Genomic DNA, 18,486 nt, shown 5'->3' with positions numbered 1-18,486 from the left:
GCGCGGCCGGCTCAGTCCTCCAGCACGATGGCGTCGACCCGGTCCGGGTAGAAAGCCACGTGGTCGCGGATTGCCGCGACGGCCGGGTACGGGTCGCCGTAGCTCCAGACCGCGTCGGGGCGCCGATCGCCGTCGACGACGAGGTCGAAATAGTGGGCGTCGCCCTTGTACGGGCAGTGGCTCGTCCGCGCCGAGGCGACGAAACAATCGGCGCGGATGTCGCTTCGCGGCACGTAGAAGACCGGTGGGTACCGAGCCTCCTGCAGCCGCAGGGCGTTCCGGGTCTCGGCGACCGCGGCGCCCGCCACGACGACGCGGACGCGGCGGGACTCGGGCTCGACGGTGATCGGGTGGTCCGGTCCGGGCAGCTTCATGGCGTGTTCCCTCCCTCGGGCTTCAACTCGACGGTCCCGAGCGCGTCGGCGAGGCGCGTCTTCGCGGTCCCGGGCCGCAGGGGCTTCTGCTGGGTCTCGTGCGGCGCCCAGCCCGAGAGCCACAGCACCTCGAAGGTCGCCCGCACGCGACCGTCCGGGTCCGAGAACCGCTCGGCGTAGATCTCGGCCGTGCGCAGCAACGTCGCCCGCCGCAGCGGCGTCCGCCGCCGCTCGGTGAGCACGTTGGTCATGCCCATGGCCCGCAGGTCGCGCATCAGGCCGAACGGGTCGGCGTAGCGGACCGTCAGCGTGTCGGTATCGGCCACCGGCAGCGCGAAGCCCGCCCGCTGCAGCAGGCCGCCGGCCTCGCGCACCGCCGCGAAGGGCGCCACGCGGGGGCTGACCCCACCCTCGACCTCGCTCTCGGCCTGGGCGAAGCTCTGGCGCAGCTCCGTCAGCGTCGCGCCGCCGAGCAGGCAGCCGACGAACAGCCCATCCGGACGGAGGGCGCGGCGCAGCTGGATCAGCGTGCCGGGGAGGTCGTTCACGGCGTGGAGGGCCAGCAGCGACACGGCGAGGTCCAGGCTCCCGGTCGCCAGCGGCAGCGCTTCGGGATCTCCGACGATCAGGTCGCCGCCCGGCTCTGGCAGGGCCGCGAGGCGGACATGCCGCGCCGCCGGATAGCGGGCGGCGAGCAGCCGGGTCGCCACGGGACGCGGCGTGGCGAGGTCGAGAACAGAGACGAAGCTGCGCAGGACGGCGCCGAGCCGGTCGTCGAGATCCTCGGCGAGGCGGTCGAGGAGGAAGCCCGGGTAGCCGAGGCGCCCGGCACGGGCGAGGCGGCGGCGGGCGAGGCGCGTGTCGAACAGGGCGGCGGGAGCATCCATCGGGGGGCAGATGGCATCTGCGGTCGCGTCGCGCCACCGTCGCCGCGCACGGTCTCGTGAGCTGCGCTAGGATGCTGGAACGACTCGGGAGCGTCGCTGTTCCTGCTGCAACCGGCCCAACGGCCGAGATTCCTCAGGGAGCACACATCATGAAGCGCATGCTCGTCGGGGCCGCCGTGGCCCTCACCACCCTGGCCGCCGCGGGCGGCGCCGAGGCGAAGGGCTGCATCAAGGGCGCCATCGTCGGCGGCATCGCGGGTCACTACGCCGGCCATCACGGCCTCGTCGGTGCCGCGGCCGGCTGCGCCATCGGCCGCCACCGCGCCAACGCGCGCGACCGTCAGGTCGAGCGGCAGCAGATGGCGCCGCAGGCGCGCCCCGTCTCGGCCCAGTAAGCCAGCTCTGCGGGAGCGCGTCGCGCGCATGACGGCCTTCCAGGCCGTCGCCACGGCCCTGCGCGGTCTGCCGCGCGGGGCCGTCTCCCTGATCTACCCGCCCACCTGCGCGGGCTGCGGCGGCGCCACCGCCGACCCGGGCGCCCTCTGTCCGTCCTGCTGGTCGAGCCTGCGCCTGATCGAGGAACCGGTGTGCCAGCGCTACGGTACACCCTTCGCGGTCGACCTCGGGGTCGGCCCGCTGGTGTCGCCCCGGGCCATCGCGGAACCGCCGGTCTTCGGCCGCGCCCGGGCGGTCGCCCTCTACGATTCCGTGGCGCGGCGGCTCGTCCATCGCCTGAAATACGAGGACCGGCTCGATCTCGCCGGCGTGATGGCCCGGATGATGGCCGCGAGCGGCCGGACCCTGATCGCCGAGGCCGAGTGCCTCGTGCCGGTACCGCTCCATCGCGGACGCCTGTGGCGGCGGCGCTTCAACCAGTCCGCCCTGCTGGCGCGGGCGATCGCGGATGCGGCAGGGCGGCCGTGCGTCGCCACGGCCCTGGTGCGCGTGCGCGCCACGCGATCCCAGGTCGGCCTGAGCCGCGCGGCGCGGGCCGAGAACCTGAGCGGCGCCTTCCGGGTCGCTTCCGCCGAGCAGCACCGCGTCCGCGGGCGCCGGGTCCTTCTCGTGGACGACGTCATGACCACCGGCGCCACCGGCAACGCCGCCGCCCGCGCGCTCCTGCGCGGCGGGGCGACGTCCGTGGATCTCCTGACCTTCGCCCTCGTCGGCGACATCGCCGGCTGAAGCCTGCCTTCAGCGCCCGGCCTGCACCCGCTCCGGGAAGCCCGCCAGGGTGAAGTCGAACGCCTCCGCGATCCCCTCGTACCAGAGCGAGAACGGCGTCGGACGCGCGAGGTGCAGGGCGCCCTCGGTCTCGCGCCCCTCGTGCTGGAGGGCCGCCCCGTGCTTGGCCGCGAGCCGCAGCATGGGCCCGTTTCCCGACAGGCAGCGGACGTGGAGATCCTTGACGCCGCGATGCCGCGCCGCGCGGGCGATCCGGGCGAACAGGGCGGCCCCGATCCCCTTGCGGCGGAAGGTCTGCTCGACCGCGAAGGCCGCCTCAGCGTGCGGCCCCAGGGCGTAGCGGGACGCGCCCGGCCCCATCGGCCGCAACTCGGCGAGACCGCGCAGCACGCCGCCCACGAAGGCGCCGTACATCACGCCCTCCGCGGTCAGCGCCTGCGCGGCGTAGGCCCGGACTCCGGCCTCGCTGACATTGCCCATGAAGCGGCTCGCCCGGGTCTCCGGATCCAGCCGCAGGAAATAGTCGAGGACCGCAGCGCGGTCCGCCGGCCAGAGACGCCGGATGGTGTGGGTCGGCCCATCGAGGGCTTGTACCGCCATGATGAAGCTCCGGTTCGTGCGCGCTGCCGCGCGGGGTGATCCGGACGCTCCTCCCAAGAGACCGCCGGGATGTCGCATCCCCGTATTCATTGTGCAATGCAGCAGAGTGCGGGGCCGGCCGGCCGCGGGCCTGCCATGCGTGGGACCGATGGGAGGCTTCGATGGGACGCCTCAATGGGACGCCTCAATGGGACGCTTGCCCGCGGCTGTTCGGCCGCGGGCTTGATTCAGGCCGAGCTTGCGCGGCACTGGAACAGGCCCCGGGTCGTTGACCGCCGACGCGGGTGCAGGGGGTGCCGAACCGGTACCGCGATCAGCAGCGAGGAACCGGCGGCGTGAACGACAGATCCGGCAAGCCCATCGCCCCGTCGCCGGCGGCGCTCGCCGGTGCGGTCTCGCCCGGCCCGGTCCACGAGCGCTACGAGGCGCTGGTCGCCACCGGCGCCATCGAGCGCGATCCCGCCCAGGCGCACCTCGTGCGCGCCCTCGACCGGCTGGTCGTCGACCTCCAGCGCCGCAAGCGGGCCAGCAAGACGAGCGCCCTGGGGTGGCTGTTCCGTCGCAAGGACGAGGCCGAGGCGATCAAGGGCTTGTACATCTGGGGCTCGGTCGGGCGCGGGAAGACCATGCTGATGGACCTCTTCCACGAGGCGGCGCCGGAGCCGAAGCGGCGCGTCCATTTCCACGGCTTCCTGGCCGACGCGCACGAGCGGATCCACGCCTACCGTCAGGCGCTGAAGGCCGGCACCGTCAAGGGCGACGACCCGATCGGACCGGTGGCCGACCAGCTGGCCGACGAGGCGACCCTGCTGTGCTTCGACGAGTTCACTGTCACCGACATCGCCGACGCGATGATCCTGGGTCGCCTGTTCAACCATCTGTTCCGGCGCGGCGTCACCGTCGTCGCGACCTCGAACGTCGAGCCCGACCGACTCTACGAGGGCGGCCTCAACCGGGCGCTGTTCCTGCCCTTCGTGGCGAACCTCCAGGAACGCGTGACCGTCGTCCGCCTCGACTCCCGGACGGATTTCCGGCTCGAGAAGCTCGGCGGCGCGGCGGTCTACCATGTCCCCGCCGACGCGGCGGCGCGCGCGGCCCTCGACGCCGCCTTCAAGGCGCTGACCGGCAAGGCTCGCGGCCTCCCAGCGACGGTCACGGTCCACGGCCGGGCCGTGGCGGTTCCCGAGCAGGCGACCGGCGTGGCCCGGTTCGGCTTCGACGATCTCTGTCGCCAGCCCCTCGGCGCCTCCGACTACATGGCACTCGCCCGCGCCTACCACACGGTGATCCTCGACGGGATCCCGGTGATGGGCGAGGCGGAGCGGAACGAGGCCAAGCGCTTCATCACGCTGGTCGACACGCTCTACGACCGGCACGTGAAGCTCGTGGCCTCCGCGGCCGCCGAAGCGCAGGACCTCTACACCGCCCGGACCGGCCGCGAGGCCTTCGAGTTCGACCGGACCGTCTCGCGCCTCATCGAGATGCGGTCGCGGGAATATCTCGGCCAGCCGCACGGCCGGCCGGATTCCGAGGCGTCGGGCGCCACCACCGGGCTGGTGGAGACGTGAGCGCCCCGTCGCGCGCCGGATCGATCTTCGGCCTGCGCCGGCGCAATTGGCGCGGCGCCGGCCCGCTGGGCTGGCTCCTCGGCTCGCCCGTCGCCTTCATCCTGCTGATCGTCGCCCTGGGCAGCGGCACGGCCAATTACGTGACCGGCGAGACCGACCGGGCCGCGACCGCCCGGGCGAACGCGACGATCGCCGGGATCGAGCGCCTGATCTCCGAGGTGAAGGACCTGGAGACCGGGGAGCGCGGCTTCGTGCTGGTCGGCAGCGAGGATTACCTCCGACCCTACACGACCGCCCTCACCAAGATCGACACGGAGCTGACCGGCCTCGGCGCCGCCGCGCAGGAGTCGGTCCGGGCCGGCGGCCCGTCGCTCGCCGGGCTGATCGCGCAGAAGCGCGACTTCGCCGCCCGGGTGGTGGAGGCGCGGCGGAACCGGGGCTTCGACGCCGCCATCGACCTCGTCCGCACCGGCGAGGGCAAGCAGCTGATGGACGCGATCCGCGCCGAGTCGGCGGCCCGGCAGGCCGCGACCCTGGAGCAGCTCGCGACCATCCAGGCGCGCGAAGCGTGGCGCGGACTCCTGCTGTTCCTCCTCTCCGCGGCGGCGGCCCTCGGAGCGATCGTGCTGCTGGCGCGCCTCGCCCTGGTGCGACGGCAGGAATCCCTGCGGATGTCCCGCCTCCTCGACGGGGTGCTGGCCAACGCGCCGGTGGGGCTCGGCTTCCTCGACCGTGACCTGAAGATCCGGCACATGAACCGGGCGCTCGCCACCATGAGCGAGCGCGGCTTCGGGGCCGATCTCGGCGCGCCGATCTGGGCCATGCTCCCGACGCTGCGGGAGGAGCTGGCCCCGAAGCTGGCCGCGGCCCTGACGGAAGGCTTGGTCTCGCCGAACGTCCCGGTGGCGGTGCCGACCCCCTCGGCGCCGGGCGGCGTGCGGCATTTCTCGATGAGCTTCTATCCGCTCCGGGGCGAGGAGAGCGCGGCGGCCGACCAGAGCGTCGAGGGCGTCGGCCTCGTGGTGGTCGACGAGACCATCCGCCACCTCGCGGAGGCCCGGCTGCGCCGGAGCGAGGAGCGCTTCCGCTCGCTGATCGAGGCGAGCGCCGCCATCGTCTGGACCGCCAACCCGGAAGGGAGCCTCCATCGCCGCCAGACGGCCTGGACCCGCTTCACCGGCCAGGACGAGGCCGCCTACGCGGGGCTCGGCTTCCTCGACGCGGTCCACCCGGAGGACCGTGCGCATACCCGCGCCGCGTGGACCCGTGCTGTCACCAGCCTGGAACCCTACGCCACCGAGCACCGGATCCGCGCCGCCTCCGGGACCTACCGGCACATGAGCGTGCGCGCCGTCCCGATCCTCGAACCCGACGGCACCCTGCGGGAGTGGGTTGGGACCCACACGGACATCACCGAGCGCAAGGAGGCCGAGGCCGCGATCGAGGCGGCGCGCGCGGCGGCCGAGGCCGCCAACGCGGCCAAGAGCCAGTTCCTGGCCAATATGAGCCACGAGCTGCGCACCCCGCTCTCGGCGGTGATCGGCTATTCCGAGATGGTGCAGGAGGAGCTGGAGGATATCGGCGAGGCCGATCTCGTCACCGACATGAAGAAGATCGAGACCAACGCCCGCCACCTCCTCGGCCTGATTAACGACGTGCTCGACATCTCGAAGATCGAGGCCGACCGGGTCGAGATCTACGCGGAGGATTTCGAGGTCGCCGCCGTGGTGCAGGAGGTCGCGGTCACGGTCGAGGGTCTCGTCGCCAAGAAGGGCAACACCCTGGCGCTGGAGCTGGAGCCGGGCCTGGGCAGCGCGCATACCGACGTGACCAAGCTGCGGCAGTGCCTGATCAATCTCCTGAGCAACGCCGCGAAGTTCACCGAGGATGGCCGGATCACCCTGGCGGTCGCCCGGGCGGACGGTGCGCTGCGCTTCTGCGTGACCGACACCGGCATCGGCATGACGCGGGAGCAGGTCGGCAAGCTGTTCGAGCGGTTCACCCAGGCCGACGCCTCCACGACGCGCCGGTTCGGCGGCACCGGGCTCGGCCTCGCGATCACCCGGGCCTTCGCCGAGATGCTGGGCGGCTCGATCACCGTGAACAGCCGCGAGGGGCAGGGCACCGCCTTCACGCTGACGCTGCCGGACCGTTTCGAGGCCGCCGCGGCCGAGGACGCGGACCCGGCCGCATCGGGAGACGGCGACCGCGGGACGATCCTGGTGGTCGACGACGACGCCGCCACCCGCGATCTGCTGGCGCGCTTCCTGGAGCGCGAGGGCTTCTCGGTGACGGTCGCCGAGGACGGGCGGCGCGGGCTCGATCTCGCTCGCAGCCTGCATCCGCGGGCCGTTCTCCTCGACGTCACCATGCCGCAGATGGACGGATGGGCGGTGCTGCGGGCCATCCGGGCCGATCCCGAGATCGGCGCGACGCCGATCGTGATGGTGACGGTCCTGGACGAGCAGAACCTCGCCTTCTCCCTCGGCGCCACCGACTACCTGCAGAAGCCGATCGACTGGGGAAGCCTGCGCCAGATCGTCGACCGCTTCCGCCTCGCCTCGGGTGACGGCGCGATCCTCGTCGTCGAGGACGAGGCCGACGTCCGCGAGCACGTCTGCGCCTATCTCGCGCGCGAGGGCTTCCCGGTCCGCGAGGCCGAGAACGGCCTGCGCGCTCTGGCAGCCCTAGAGACGGAGCGCCCATCCCTCATCCTGCTCGACCTGATGATGCCCGAGATGGACGGATTCGCGTTCCTGCGGGCGCTGCGGGCCCGGCCTGACAGCCGCGACGTGCCGGTGGTGGTGCTCACCGCCAAGGACATCACGGCCGAGGACCGGCGACGTCTGGCCGGTCAGGCCGACAGGGTGCTCGCCAAGGGCTCGACCGGGCTCAAGGAGCTGGCCCGCGAGCTGCGTGCCCTGGTCCCCGCGACGGAGGACGCGCCCGCACAGGGACCCGGGCCCGGCTGAGCGCCCGCGGACGACGCGCGGTCCCGGATCGAGGATGGTGCCGCGTCAGAGACCCCGGAACGCCAGCATCAGCGCGCCGACGGCGATGCCCCACAGGGCCAGCGTCGACCAGATCGCGCGGTAGCGTTCGTTGCGGGCGAAGCGCTCCAGCCGGCGGGCATCGCCGGTGCCGGCCTCGTCGAGGCGGACCAGCACGCGCTTCAACCGCATGGCAAGGTCCGGGATGTCGCCGACGACGTCGGAGACGACCTTGAGGGCGTCCAGGCCGCTCTGCGCCCGGCCGACCGGCCCCATGTTGCGGGCGATCCAGGCGCGCACGACCGGCTCGGCCGTGGTCCACATATCGAGGCGCGGGTCGAGGGAGCGGGCGACGCCCTCCACCACCACCATGGTCTTCTGGAGCATCACCAGCTCGGTGCGGGTGCTCATGTCGAACAGGGCCGTGACGTCGAACAGCAGGGTCAGGACCTTGGCCATCGAGATCTCGTCGGCCCGGCGCTGGTGGATCGGCTCGCCGATGGCGCGGATCGCCTGCGCGAAATCCTCCACGGAGTGGTGGGCCGGCACGTAGCCCGCCTCGAAATGGACCTTCGCCACCCGGCGGTAATCGCGCAGGATGAAGCCCAGCAGGATCTCGGCGAGAAACCGGCGCTCGTTCGGGCCGAGGCGGCCCATGATGCCGAAATCGACCGCGACCAGCCGGCCCTCGGCATCGACCAGCAGGTTTCCCTGGTGCATGTCCGCGTGGAAGAAGCCGTCGCGGATCGCGTGCCGCAGGAAGCTCTGGATGACGGTCCGGCCGATTGTCTGCGGATCGTGCCCCCGGGCGGCGAGCTCCGCGGCGCTGTGCAGGCGGGTCCCCTCGATCCACTCGGCCGACAACACCTCGCGGGCGGTCAGCTCCCATTCCGGCCTCGGCACACGGAAGTCCGGATCGTCCTTGGTGTTCTCGGCGAGCTCGGAGGCGGCCGCCGCCTCCAGGCGGAAATCCATCTCCATCAGCACCGAGCGCGCGAGGATCTCCACCACCTCGCGCGGGCGCAGCCGCTCCGCCTGCGGCGACAGGGCGTTCACCACCCGCGCCATGAAGCGCATGACCTCGAGGTCGCGCATGAAGCGCTCGCGGACGCCAGGCCGCATCACCTTCACGGCGAGGGCGCGCTGCGTGCCGTCGGGATCCTGCACGATCGCCTTGTGGACCTGCGCGATCGAGGCGGCGGCGATCGGCTCGCTGAACGACACGAACAGGGCGCTCACGGGCTTGCCGAGGGCGGCCTCGACGGTACGAAGCGCGACCGCCTGCGGGAAGGGCGGCACCCGGTCCTGCAGTTTCTCCAAGTCGAAGGCCGCGCGCATGCCGACGATGTCGGGCCGCGTCGCCAGGAACTGGCCGAATTTCACGTAGGACGGGCCGAGGCGCGTCATCGCCGCAGAGAGCCGGGCCGCCCCGTCGTCGAGGCCGGGCCGCTCGAGGGAGCGGCCGATCCGCAGGGCGAGGCGCAGGTGCGGGGGCAGCTCAGAGGGGTCGACGAGGGCGAGGGCGCCCTCGCGGGCCAGCACGAAGCCGACCCGCGCGCCGCGAAACAGGTTGACGGCGGCGCTGATCACCGGTGCTGGCTCCCGTCGCGCGCGGCGGCGGTCAAGAGACCTTCCAGCCCGAATGGATCGCCACGATCCCGCCCGTCAGCGCCCGGTCGGTGACGTGCCGGAAGCCCGCGCGCTCGATCATGCCCGCGAAGGCGCCGCGGGTCGGGAATTTCCGGATCGACTCCACGAGGTAGCGGTAGGACTCGGCGTCCCCGGCCACCCGGGCGCCGATGCGCGGGATCACGTTGAACGAGTAGGCGTCGTAGATGCGGTCGAGCAGCGGGATGTCGACGGCCGAGAATTCCAGGCAGAGGAAGCGCCCACCGGGCTTCAGCACCCGCCGCGCCTCGGCCAGCGCCGTCTCGATCCGCGGCACGTTCCGGATGCCGAAGGCGATCGTGTAGGCGTCGAAGGACGCGTCCGGCAGCGGCAGCGCCTCGGCGTTGCCGGTCACGAAGGCGATCCGGTCGCCGGCCTCGTCGACCTTGCGCTCCCGTGCCCGCTCGGCGCCGACCCGCAGCATCGACTCGTTGATGTCGAGGACGGTGACGCGGGTGCGCGGACCGCCCGCGGCTAGCACCCGGAAGGCCACGTCGCCGGTGCCGCCGGCGACGTCGAGATGCGCGAAGGCGCGGTTCTGCGGCGGCCGCAGCATCGAGACGAGCTGCGCCTTCCAGGCCCGGTGCAGGCCCGCCGACATCAGGTCGTTCATGATGTCGTAGCGGCGGGCGACCGAGTGGAAGACGCTGTCGACGCGCCCCTGCTTCTCGTCGAGCGCCACGCGCTCGAAGCCGAAATCCGCGCTCGCGCGCTCAGACGCCCCGTCTCCGGCCTTCATGACGCTCCCAATCCTCGATGGGCGCGTCATAGCGAAGGTCGCGCCCGACCGCCATGCGTCGAAACACGCGGCTGGGGACCGACCCCGGTGCTGCGACGCGCCGAAGACGTGTCTCAGCCGACCCGGGTGCGGAGCGCGTCCGCCACCGCGCTGGCCATGGCGCGCGTGCCCATCGGGTTCGTGCCCTCGCCGGCGATGTCGGCGGTGCGCGCGCCGCCCGCGAGGGCGTCGGTGATGGCGCCGTCGAGGGCGTCGGCCGCGTCGCCGAGGCCGAAGGAGTAGCGCAGGCACATGGCGAGCGAGCCGATCATGGCGATCGGGTTGGCCTTGTCCTGGCCGGCGATGTCGGGCGCCGAGCCGTGGACCGGCTCGTAGAGCGCGCGGCGCAGGCCGCTCGCGTCGACCGCGCCGAGGGAGGCCGACGGCAGCATGCCCAGCGAGCCGGTGAGCATGGCGGCGATGTCGGAGAGCACGTCGCCGAACAGGTTGTCGGTCACCAGCACGTCGAACTGCTTGGGCCGGCGCACCAGCTGCATGGCGCAGTTGTCGGCGAGGATGTGCTCGAGCTGCAGGTCGGCGTAGTGCGCGGCGTGCACCTTGGTGACGACCTCCTTCCAGAGAACGCCCGACTTCATCACGTTGTGCTTCTCGGCCGAGGCGACCCGGCCCGAGCGCTTGCCCGCGAGGTCGAAGGCCACGTGGGCGATCCGCTCGATCTCAGCCGTCGTGTAGACCTGGGTGTCGACCGCCCGCTTGGAGCCGTCCTCCAGCGTGGTGATCTCCTTCGGCTCGCCGAAATAGACGCCGCCGGTGAGCTCCCGGACGATCATGATGTCGAGCCCCTCGACGAGTTCGCGCTTCAGCGCCGAGGCCTCGGCCAGCGCCGGGTAGCAGATCGCGGGCCGCAGGTTGGCGAAGAGGTCCAGCTCCTTGCGCAGGCGCAGCAGGCCGGCTTCGGGGCGGTTCTCGTAGGCGACACCGGCCCATTTCGGTCCGCCGACCGCGCCGAGCAGGATGGCGTCCGCGTCCCTCGCGCGCTGCAGGGTCGCGTCCGCGAGCGGGACGCCGTGCGCGTCGAGGGCGCTGCCGCCGACGAGGTCGGTCTCGGTCTCGAAGGTCGCGAGACCGGTCTCCTTGAGGGTGTCGAGCACCACCTGCATGCCGCCGGCGACCTCCGGGCCGATCCCGTCGCCGGGGAGGAGCAGGAGCTTGTAGCTGGCCATGACGGTCTCGCGGGTTCGGTCTCGACGTGCCGGCGGGCTTTATCGAGGCTGCACCGTCATTGGCAAGCTTCGGCAAAGCGCCGGCCCGCAGGCCGGGACGGATCGGGCACCGCGGTCAGAGGATCACGACCCGGCCGGTGCCGATGTCGTAGAAGCCGCCCACGACCTTCACCCGCTCGGCGGCGACGGCCTCCGCGATGATGGGGCCGGCCTGCTCGAGGCGCCGGACGCTGTGCCGGACATTCTGGGCGACGGCCTCGGCCAGGGGATCCTGCGCACGCGCCTTTTCGGCCAGATCCACCGCCGGGCGAATCGCCTCGATCAGCACGGGGAGATGACCGGGGAGCGACGCGTTGGTCTTCATGACGTCGATCGTTGCCTTCACGGCCCCGCAATCGGAATGGCCGAGGACGAGGATCAGCGGCGCGCCCAGGACCGACACGCCGTATTCGAGGCTGGCGAGACCGTCGGTGGTGACGAAGTTGCCGGCGACGCGGACGACGAACAGATCGCCCGGTCCCTGGTCGAAGATGAAATCCGGGGCGACCCGGGCATCGGCGCAGCCGACGATACACGCGATCGGATACTGCGCCGCGGCCCGCGCGGCGCGACCGGCCGAGAAGTCCCGGTTCGTCGACGTGTTGGCGACGTAGCGGCCGTTGCCGTCGCGCAGCCGCGTGAGGGCCGCCTCGGGCGTGATGGCGTTCGATCGCGCGCCGTCGGGGGCCGCCTCGGCCCGCCGGATCCCGGCGGAAGCCCCCATCACGGTACCGGCCGCGGCCGCGGCCAGCAGGCCGCGCCGGGAGAGAGAGGGTCGATGCAGATCGCACACGGTGGACGGTCCCCTTCGGATCTGACGCCGGCCAGGCCCGGCGGACCGCTCGCTCCGGCAGCGCTGAGACAAGCACTGCGAGTCGTATCCCGGCGCGTTCTTCACCACCGAGTCCAAACTTTGCAGGAAATCCTGGACCGAAGGCCGGGCGCGCGGCATCCCTTCGGTCGGGATCCGGCTGAGTCGGGGCGCGGATGTTGGACGATCATTTCCGGGCGCGGATCGCTCTGCTTCGATCCGAGCGCGATTTCCGCCTGGCTGTCGCCGGTTACTGCCAGGGCATGATCGAACCGGCGCAGATTGTTTGGCCGAACCACAAGCTGCTCAATCAGATCGGGCGCTACGTGGTCTCGTTCATGCTGATCCACAACGACTACGCGTGGCGGCACCACGGCGGTCCCCGCCCCACCCTGACTGTCCTCCAGGCGATGGTGGGATCGAGCCCGAGGCAGACGGCCGGCTTCGTGTCGGCCCTGAAGGCCGGGCGATTCGTCACCGCGGTGGCGGATCGGGGCGACGGGCGCGTGAAATGCCTGCAGGCGGCGCCGGCCCTGGTGACCGAGATCGCGCGGAGCGGGCGCCTGTTCGTCGCCGCCATGGACGCGGTGACCCGTCGCGACCCGGGCCGCGCCGGGATGCTCGACGGCCCCGACCGGCTCGGGGAGTTGGTGCGCCTTTCGGCCGCCCACGTGCTGCGGCACGGCACGCTCATCGCGCCGTTCCCGCGGGTGCTCCATTTCGCCGGACGGGACTGCGGCTACCCGCTGCTCACGGCCCTGGTCGGGGCCCACTATGCCGCCACGGTGCCCGGCGCGCCGGCGGCGGTGTCGCTCAGCCTGCGCAGCCTCGCCGAGCGGCTGGACGTGTCGCGGGCGCATGTCGGCAACCTGCTCGGCGAGGCCGAGACCGCGGGATGGATCCGGATCGCCGGCGGCCACCTGACCGCCTTCGACCCGACGCTGCTGGCGGAGTTCGAGGTCTGGGCCGCGGGGCAGATGCTGTTCTACGACGATCTCGCGGCAGCGATCCTCGCGGAGGCGCCGGCCGCGCCCGTCCCGGTCCGCGCCTCCGGACGCGCCGGTCTCGCTTGTGTTCCGGTCGATCCGGGGATACCTACGGGCGGCACCGCGCCGTGAGAACGTCCCGCGCGGGTCGCCGACAGGAGAGACGAGCCTTGGCCAGAGCCGGCTCAGCGATCGAGACCGCCCGCGCCGCCTCTACGGCGCTTCGGTCCCGTGCGCGCCGCTCCGGGCTCCTTCTTCCGCTTCTGCTTACCCGCCCCTGAGGGCCGTCCGGGCGCGCGCCTGGGCCTTCAGGGGAGTTCTTTCATTCGCGATTCCGCCCGCGAGGGCACCACGCCGCGCCGCGCCATCACGTGCCGGGCGGCCCGCGACAGGGTAATGCCATGACTACGACCAGCACCGCTTCCGCCCGCGACCGGATCCTGATCTTCGACACGACGCTCCGCGACGGCGAGCAGTGCCCCGGCGCCACCATGACCTTCGACGAGAAGCTCGCGGTCGCCGAGTTGCTCGACACGATGGGCGTCGACATCATCGAGGCCGGGTTCCCCATCGCGTCGAACGGCGATTTCGAGGCGGTCTCGGAGATCGCCCGGAGGACCAAGCGCGCGACAATCGCCGGACTCGCCCGCGCGATCCCCGCCGACATCGCCCGGGCCGGCGAGGCCGTGCGCCACGCCAAGCGCGCGCGGATCCACACCTTCGTGTCGACCTCGCCGATCCATCTCGCGCACCAGATGCGCAAGAGCCAGGACGAGGTCGTCGAGATCATCCTCAAGACCGTGGCCCAGGCCCGCGACCTCGTCGAGGACGTGGAGTGGTCGGCCATGGACGCGACCCGCACGCCGCTCGACTACCTGTGTCGCTGCGTCGAGGCGGCGATCAAGGCCGGCGCCACGACCATCAACCTCCCTGATACAGTCGGCTATGCCACGCCGTCGGAGTACCGCGACATGTTCGCGAACGTCCGCGCGCGCGTGCCGAACGCCGACAAGGCCGTGTTCTCGGTCCATTGCCACAACGATCTGGGTCTCGCGATCGCCAATTCCCTGGCGGGCATCGAGGGTGGCGCCCGGCAGGTCGAGTGCACGATCAACGGCATCGGCGAGCGGGCCGGCAACGCGGCGCTCGAGGAGATCGTGATGGCGCTGCGCACCCGCGCCGACGTGCTGCCCTACGAGACCGGCGTCGAGTCGACGATGCTGACCCGCGCCTCCAAGCTCGTGAGCCACGCTACCAACTTCCCGGTGCAGTTCAACAAGGCGATCGTCGGCCGCAACGCCTTCGCGCACGAGAGCGGCATCCACCAGGACGGGATGCTGAAGAACGCAGAGACCTACGAGATCATGACGCCGGCCTCGGTGGGGCTGACCAAGACCTCCCTGGTGATGGGCAAGCACTCGGGCCGGGCGGCGTTCCGCTCCAAGCTGGAGGATCTCGGCCTGCACCTGTCGGACAACCAGTTCCAGGACGCGTTCGACCGGTTCAAGGCCTTGGCCGACCGGAAGAAGCACGTCTACGACGAGGACATCGAGGCGCTCGTCGACGAGAACCTCGCCACGGCCCATGACCGGATCCGGCTGGTCTCCCTGTCGGTGATCGCCGGCACCCGCGGGCCGCAGCGCGCCACGCTGCGGATCGCCGACGAGACCGGCACGCGGATCGAGGAGGCGGACGGCAACGGGCCGGTGGACGCGGTGTTCAACGCGATCTCGGCGCTGGTCCCGAATCAGGCGCAGCTGGAACTCTATCAGGTCCATGCCGTGACCGGCGGGACGGACGCGCAGGCTGAGGTCTCGGTGCGGCTGCGGGACGGCGAGCGCAGCGTCACCGCGCGCGGCGCCGATCCGGACACGCTCGTGGCGTCGGCGAAGGCGTATCTGTCGGCGCTGAACAAGCTGTCGGCCCATTCCGTGCGCGTGCATGCACAGCATGCGGCGGCGGAATGAGAAAAAGCGGCTGCCGGGGGTGGACAGGCCCCGGCCGCGTTGGTATCAGCCCGCCACCCCGGACGGACTTGGTGGCCACCGGGCGGTCGCAGAAGCGATCGGGCGCATAGCTCAGTTGGTAGAGCAGCTGACTCTTAATCAGCGGGTCCTAGGTTCGAACCCTAGTGCGCCCACCAAGACTTAGCCTACTTCCTGCGAACCGGACCTCAACCCCGGTAAGCGAAGGGTAAGAAGGCGAAGCGACCAACAATCTTCATTGCAGCGTTGAACCGCTCTCCGTTCGCCAAACCTCGACGGGCGAGCTAGGTCCGCGGAAGCTCGCTTCACGGCCGAGGGCTACGATTCGGTTCGCCAAGCCATCGCAGCGCTTAAAGATTGAGTTCTGACGGTCGGCTTCGAAAATACGCGTCGATGGAGGGGACTGGCTCACGATCGTCACCGTCGCACGATTGCGCCTCGCCCACATTCCCCTCTGTCCGCGCAAGCTGCCGAAAAAGCTCCGCGCGGCGGTGCCGGCGGGGCTGAGGGTCGGCGCTGGATGTCCCGATCGACGCTACGCTGCCAACAGCGCGATCCAAGACCCTGCCGCATCCATCCGCTTGGCGCACATCAAGAGGCCATCGGCCGAGCGACGCACTTCGACACGATGATGCACGTGCGGAGCGAGGCGTACATGCACACCGAGGTCGAAGCCGCATCGCCCGTCGCCGAAGCCGGCCGCAGCAAGGTCCGACCGGAACTCGGCCGCCACCGCGAACGCGACGACGGCACCGTCCACCAACACGTCCAGGCACAGCGGGGTGTCGGGATGCGCCTCGTCGCGCGCCCAGCCCCCGACGTGCAGCAGGCCATCGCCCGTCACGCCGCATCGGTCCAGCCACGCTCGCACCGGGCCCGGCTCTGCAGCACCGTCCAACGAGACAGCGCGGAGGGCTAAGCGCCCGCGCAGCGCGGCCAAGTCGGGGCCGAGTTCGGCGCGCGGAGCGTAGGGCATGCGCCCAATGCCGACGTCGAGGGCCTGCACGCCATCGAAGCCCCCACGCACGCCAGGCGCCGCCAGGAAGCTCTCCGCCGGAGCATTCTCCGCGAGCAGCAGGTCGTGCGTGTCCAACTCGACGTGCCAGTAAGTGAGATCCGCCACCGCCTCGCCACGCGTGATGCTCGAGCCGTTGACCAGATGTCCCGCGGCCGCGAGCAGCCCGTCCACCCACAGGCAGTGATCTGGAGAAACAAACAGGTCGCGGGCGGGCACGCCCTCGCCTAGCGCGTCGGCCCGGATGCGGACGGGGCGCTCGGCCGGGGGAACCATCGATCCCCGGTACGCGCGGGTGCCGATCCAACGGATCGGGCGCGGCGTACCGGCAGCCGTGATGGCGAGATCGCCCGCCGCGAGCTGCTCCACCGGCACGTCCGAGATGACTCGATCGCGCAGGACACGGATCCGCGTCCCGGTCACGTAGCAGGGGGCTGGGTTGGCCGGCTGAGAGGGGTTCGTGGGGTTCGGGGCCGTAGCGGCGCGCACGATCGTGCCGCCCTGGCCGTCCGACACCGCCGCGAAGCTGGTCGTGCGGGGGGCCGACAGCACGAAGTTCTCGCTCACCTGCCCGCCACCGGAGTGGGTGCCGGTGATGGTGATCGAGCTGTTCGCACTGTTGTAGCTGACGCTGGAGTTGGTCAGGCCGGCGAGCGCGATCTCGTTGCCCGAACCGAAATTGGAGATGGTGTTGGCGAAGGTGCCACCATTGGTCGGCTGAGCCGCCACATTGAGCCCGAGGCGCGCTGTCGCCGTGCCCGACATCGTGCCGAAGGTGATCGTCCCCGTGCCGGCCGAGGTCGGACCGCCGAGCTGAAGGGTGCTCGACACCGCGCCGCCGTTCGAACCGATCGCGGTGCCGCCGGAGTAGGTGCTGCCCCCCGTCAGCGTCTGCGTGCCACCGGTGACCGCCACGCCGCCAGTACCGGAGATCGCGCCGCTGTAGCTGGTCGAACCGTTGGTGATGGTCAGGGCCTGCGCACCGAGCGTCGTCCCGCCGGTGCCCGAGAGCGTGGTGATCGAGGCACCGGCCGTCGTCCCCGAGATGTCGAACGTGCCGGCATTGGCTACGGGTCCGAGATTGTTGGGAGCGTTGCCGAGGACGCGCAATGTCGTGGCGCCGCCGGCGATCCCGAGGCCGCCGTTCAGCGTTCCCGTGCTGGGGGTCAGGCTGTTGGTGCCGCCCGTGACGTTGATAGCGACGGCCCGGACGGTTGTGCTGCCGCCGGTGAAGCCGCCCGAGATCGTGCCGGTGTTGGTGATGGCGATGTTCGCGCCGGACAGACCGGCTCCCCCCTGGCCCGCGATGCCCGCCGTGCCACCATTCGCGGCCCCGCCCAGACCACCGTTTCCGCCCGTGATCTGGCCGGTGTTGGTGCCCGTGCTCCCGTAGAGGAAAAGTCCGATGCCGCCCTCACCGCCGGAACCGCCGAAAGCGCCGGGACCGCCGGCGGCACCGCCGGCACCGCCGTTTCCGCCGGTGATCTGAGCGCTGGCGATGAAGGATCCGGGGCCGGGCTCAACGAAGCCGTAACCACCGCTGCCGCCGCCACCACCTCCGCCCGTCCCGTTGCCGGCACCGCCCGCTCCACCGGTGCCGCCTGTCCGCGAAAAGGTGAAGCCTACGCCATTCCCGGTGTTGGAGAGGTACTGGCCGTGGCTGCCGCCGCCGCCGCCGCCGCCGCCGTCGCCGGGATTCGGACCGGCAAGGCCAGCGCCGCCAGCCCCCCCGAAAAAGCTGGAGCCCGTGTTGGTCGAGTAGGCGCCACCCGTTCCCGACGTGTTGGTGACAGTTCCACCGGCCGCCGCGCCCCCGTTGCCGCCGGCGCCTCCGACCGAGCCTGCGGCACCGCCCGCACCTCCGCCGCTCCCCTGGGCAGAAGCGCCGCCGTTTCCACCGGCCGCGCCGGTGCCGTTCGCCACCTCGTCCGCCCCGGGCTGACCGCCGGTGCCATTGACCGGATCTGCGCCGCTCCCGCCCTGACCGCCCGACATCGCCGCGTTCCCAACCATCCGTATCGACCCGTCAGCCGCAATCTTGCGCGGGCAGGTACTTGCCGTCAGCGTGACGCCTGTAGGCCCTCGGAGTCGAGGATGCAGCGTCGCCTAATCGGTGATCGCCGGGCTCGAGACAGCGCTTTTTGACCCGTTGTGCTCTCTCCGCGACAGGAAGTCAGACTGATCTGGCATGGAAACTGATTTGATGGCCTTTCATGCTCCTCTGCTGGGAAGGATAGTTATCAACAGGTCGACAGGTTGGTTCGCACGCCACTCATGCGCCCCAGCGCAGGGGTCGATCCGGATGTGGCCCGTCCGCAGTGCGACATATCTCAGAATGGATTCGGCGAAGTCCCGCGCGACGAATGCCGGCGGAGCTGAGGTCGGATCAGGGTCGGGAACTTAGTCTGCGCGCGGG

Annotated in this window: 14 protein-coding genes and 1 tRNA gene; 7 read left to right on the top strand and 8 right to left on the bottom strand. The window is 71.5% G+C overall.

The window, feature by feature from the left end; translation table 11 throughout:
• Positions 1-11: 11 nt before the first annotated feature.
• Both BM314_RS00620 and BM314_RS00615 read right to left on the bottom strand, forming a co-directional pair.
• Positions 12-374 (bottom strand): DUF427 domain-containing protein, encoded by a 363-nt coding sequence (locus BM314_RS00620; protein ID WP_020092124.1) that lies wholly within the window; start codon positions 372-374, stop codon positions 12-14.
• A complete protein-coding gene (locus tag BM314_RS00615; RefSeq protein WP_091976429.1) occupies positions 371-1,261 on the bottom strand; it encodes a methyltransferase domain-containing protein in 891 nt (296 codons plus the stop codon). The genes BM314_RS00620 and BM314_RS00615 overlap by 4 nt, the downstream gene beginning before the upstream one ends.
• A gap of 149 nt (positions 1,262-1,410) precedes the next feature.
• On the opposite strand from BM314_RS00615, the gene BM314_RS00610 reads away from it, so the two are divergent.
• Together BM314_RS00610 and BM314_RS00605 are read left to right on the top strand one after the other, a co-directional pair.
• Complete coding sequence (locus BM314_RS00610; RefSeq protein ID WP_020092126.1) at positions 1,411-1,656, top strand: hypothetical protein; 246 nt, start codon at positions 1,411-1,413, stop codon at positions 1,654-1,656.
• Positions 1,657-1,684: 28 nt separating this feature from the next.
• Complete coding sequence (locus BM314_RS00605; RefSeq protein WP_091976428.1) at positions 1,685-2,446, top strand: ComF family protein; 762 nt, start codon at positions 1,685-1,687, stop codon at positions 2,444-2,446.
• Positions 2,447-2,455: 9 nt separating this feature from the next.
• On the opposite strand, the gene BM314_RS00600 is transcribed toward BM314_RS00605, so the two are convergent.
• A complete protein-coding gene (locus tag BM314_RS00600) occupies positions 2,456-3,046 on the bottom strand; it encodes a GNAT family N-acetyltransferase (protein ID WP_091976426.1) in 591 nt (196 codons plus the stop codon).
• A 335-nt stretch (positions 3,047-3,381) separates the two neighbouring features.
• Here BM314_RS00600 and zapE point away from each other — a divergent pair, with 335 nt between their 5' ends.
• Both zapE and BM314_RS00590 read left to right on the top strand, forming a co-directional pair.
• Positions 3,382-4,614, top strand: coding sequence for a cell division protein ZapE (gene zapE, locus BM314_RS00595; protein ID WP_056529318.1), 1,233 nt, complete (start codon positions 3,382-3,384; stop codon positions 4,612-4,614).
• Positions 4,611-7,586 (top strand): response regulator, encoded by a 2,976-nt coding sequence (locus tag BM314_RS00590; protein WP_091976424.1) that lies wholly within the window; start codon positions 4,611-4,613, stop codon positions 7,584-7,586. Before zapE ends, BM314_RS00590 begins: the two co-directional genes overlap by 4 nt.
• Positions 7,587-7,631: 45 nt before the next feature.
• Here the strand turns inward: BM314_RS00590 and ubiB are convergent, their stop codons facing one another.
• The 4 genes from ubiB to BM314_RS00570 form a co-directional block, all read right to left on the bottom strand.
• Complete coding sequence (gene ubiB / locus BM314_RS00585) at positions 7,632-9,194, bottom strand: 2-polyprenylphenol 6-hydroxylase (RefSeq protein ID WP_056528937.1); 1,563 nt, start codon at positions 9,192-9,194, stop codon at positions 7,632-7,634.
• Positions 9,195-9,225: 31 nt separating this feature from the next.
• A complete protein-coding gene (gene ubiE, locus BM314_RS00580; RefSeq protein WP_020092132.1) occupies positions 9,226-10,011 on the bottom strand; it encodes a bifunctional demethylmenaquinone methyltransferase/2-methoxy-6-polyprenyl-1,4-benzoquinol methylase UbiE in 786 nt (261 codons plus the stop codon).
• Positions 10,012-10,124: 113 nt separating this feature from the next.
• Positions 10,125-11,234 (bottom strand): 3-isopropylmalate dehydrogenase, encoded by a 1,110-nt coding sequence (gene leuB / locus BM314_RS00575; protein ID WP_091976423.1) that lies wholly within the window; start codon positions 11,232-11,234, stop codon positions 10,125-10,127.
• A gap of 115 nt (positions 11,235-11,349) precedes the next feature.
• Positions 11,350-12,066, bottom strand: a complete 717-nt coding sequence (locus BM314_RS00570; RefSeq protein ID WP_020092134.1) for a carbonic anhydrase — start codon at positions 12,064-12,066, stop codon at positions 11,350-11,352.
• Positions 12,067-12,260: 194 nt separating this feature from the next.
• On the opposite strand from BM314_RS00570, the gene BM314_RS00565 reads away from it, so the two are divergent.
• The 3 genes from BM314_RS00565 to BM314_RS00555 all read left to right on the top strand — a co-directional run bounded on the left by BM314_RS00565 (position 12,261) and on the right by BM314_RS00555 (position 15,213).
• Positions 12,261-13,202 carry a hypothetical protein gene (locus BM314_RS00565; protein ID WP_091976421.1) on the top strand — a complete coding sequence of 314 codons (942 nt, stop codon included), beginning with the start codon at positions 12,261-12,263 and terminating at the stop codon, positions 13,200-13,202.
• A 269-nt stretch (positions 13,203-13,471) separates the two neighbouring features.
• Complete coding sequence (locus BM314_RS00560; RefSeq protein ID WP_091976420.1) at positions 13,472-15,037, top strand: 2-isopropylmalate synthase; 1,566 nt, start codon at positions 13,472-13,474, stop codon at positions 15,035-15,037.
• A gap of 100 nt (positions 15,038-15,137) precedes the next feature.
• Positions 15,138-15,213 (top strand) — tRNA-Lys (locus BM314_RS00555).
• Positions 15,214-15,590: 377 nt separating this feature from the next.
• On the opposite strand, the gene BM314_RS31215 is transcribed toward BM314_RS00555, so the two are convergent.
• Positions 15,591-18,065, bottom strand: coding sequence for a Hint domain-containing protein (locus BM314_RS31215; protein ID WP_280142528.1), 2,475 nt, complete (start codon positions 18,063-18,065; stop codon positions 15,591-15,593).
• Positions 18,066-18,486: the final 421 nt, after the last annotated feature.

The organism is Methylobacterium sp. 13MFTsu3.1M2 (genome assembly GCF_900112625.1).
GTDB lineage: Bacteria > Pseudomonadota > Alphaproteobacteria > Rhizobiales > Beijerinckiaceae > Methylobacterium.
Note: the sequence above shows the minus strand (reverse complement) of the source record. Positions and strands in the feature narration are given on the sequence as shown.

What these genes read in the sequence shown, in the direction of transcription:
- BM314_RS00620 (WP_020092124.1), bottom strand. Translation starts at nt 374, where the DNA reads ATGAAGCTGCCCGGACCGGACCACCCGATCACCGTCGAGCCCGAGTCC.
- BM314_RS00615 (WP_091976429.1), bottom strand. Translation starts at nt 1,261, where the DNA reads ATGGATGCTCCCGCCGCCCTGTTCGACACGCGCCTCGCCCGCCGCCGC.
- BM314_RS00610 (WP_020092126.1), top strand. Translation starts at nt 1,411, where the DNA reads ATGAAGCGCATGCTCGTCGGGGCCGCCGTGGCCCTCACCACCCTGGCC.
- BM314_RS00605 (WP_091976428.1), top strand. Translation starts at nt 1,685, where the DNA reads ATGACGGCCTTCCAGGCCGTCGCCACGGCCCTGCGCGGTCTGCCGCGC.
- BM314_RS00600 (WP_091976426.1), bottom strand. Translation starts at nt 3,046, where the DNA reads ATGGCGGTACAAGCCCTCGATGGGCCGACCCACACCATCCGGCGTCTC.
- ubiE (WP_020092132.1), bottom strand. Translation starts at nt 10,011, where the DNA reads ATGAAGGCCGGAGACGGGGCGTCTGAGCGCGCGAGCGCGGATTTCGGC.
- leuB (WP_091976423.1), bottom strand. Translation starts at nt 11,234, where the DNA reads ATGGCCAGCTACAAGCTCCTGCTCCTCCCCGGCGACGGGATCGGCCCG.
- BM314_RS00565 (WP_091976421.1), top strand. Translation starts at nt 12,261, where the DNA reads ATGTTGGACGATCATTTCCGGGCGCGGATCGCTCTGCTTCGATCCGAG.
- BM314_RS00560 (WP_091976420.1), top strand. Translation starts at nt 13,472, where the DNA reads ATGACTACGACCAGCACCGCTTCCGCCCGCGACCGGATCCTGATCTTC.
- BM314_RS31215 (WP_280142528.1), bottom strand. Translation starts at nt 18,065, where the DNA reads ATGTCGGGCGGTCAGGGCGGGAGCGGCGCAGATCCGGTCAATGGCACC.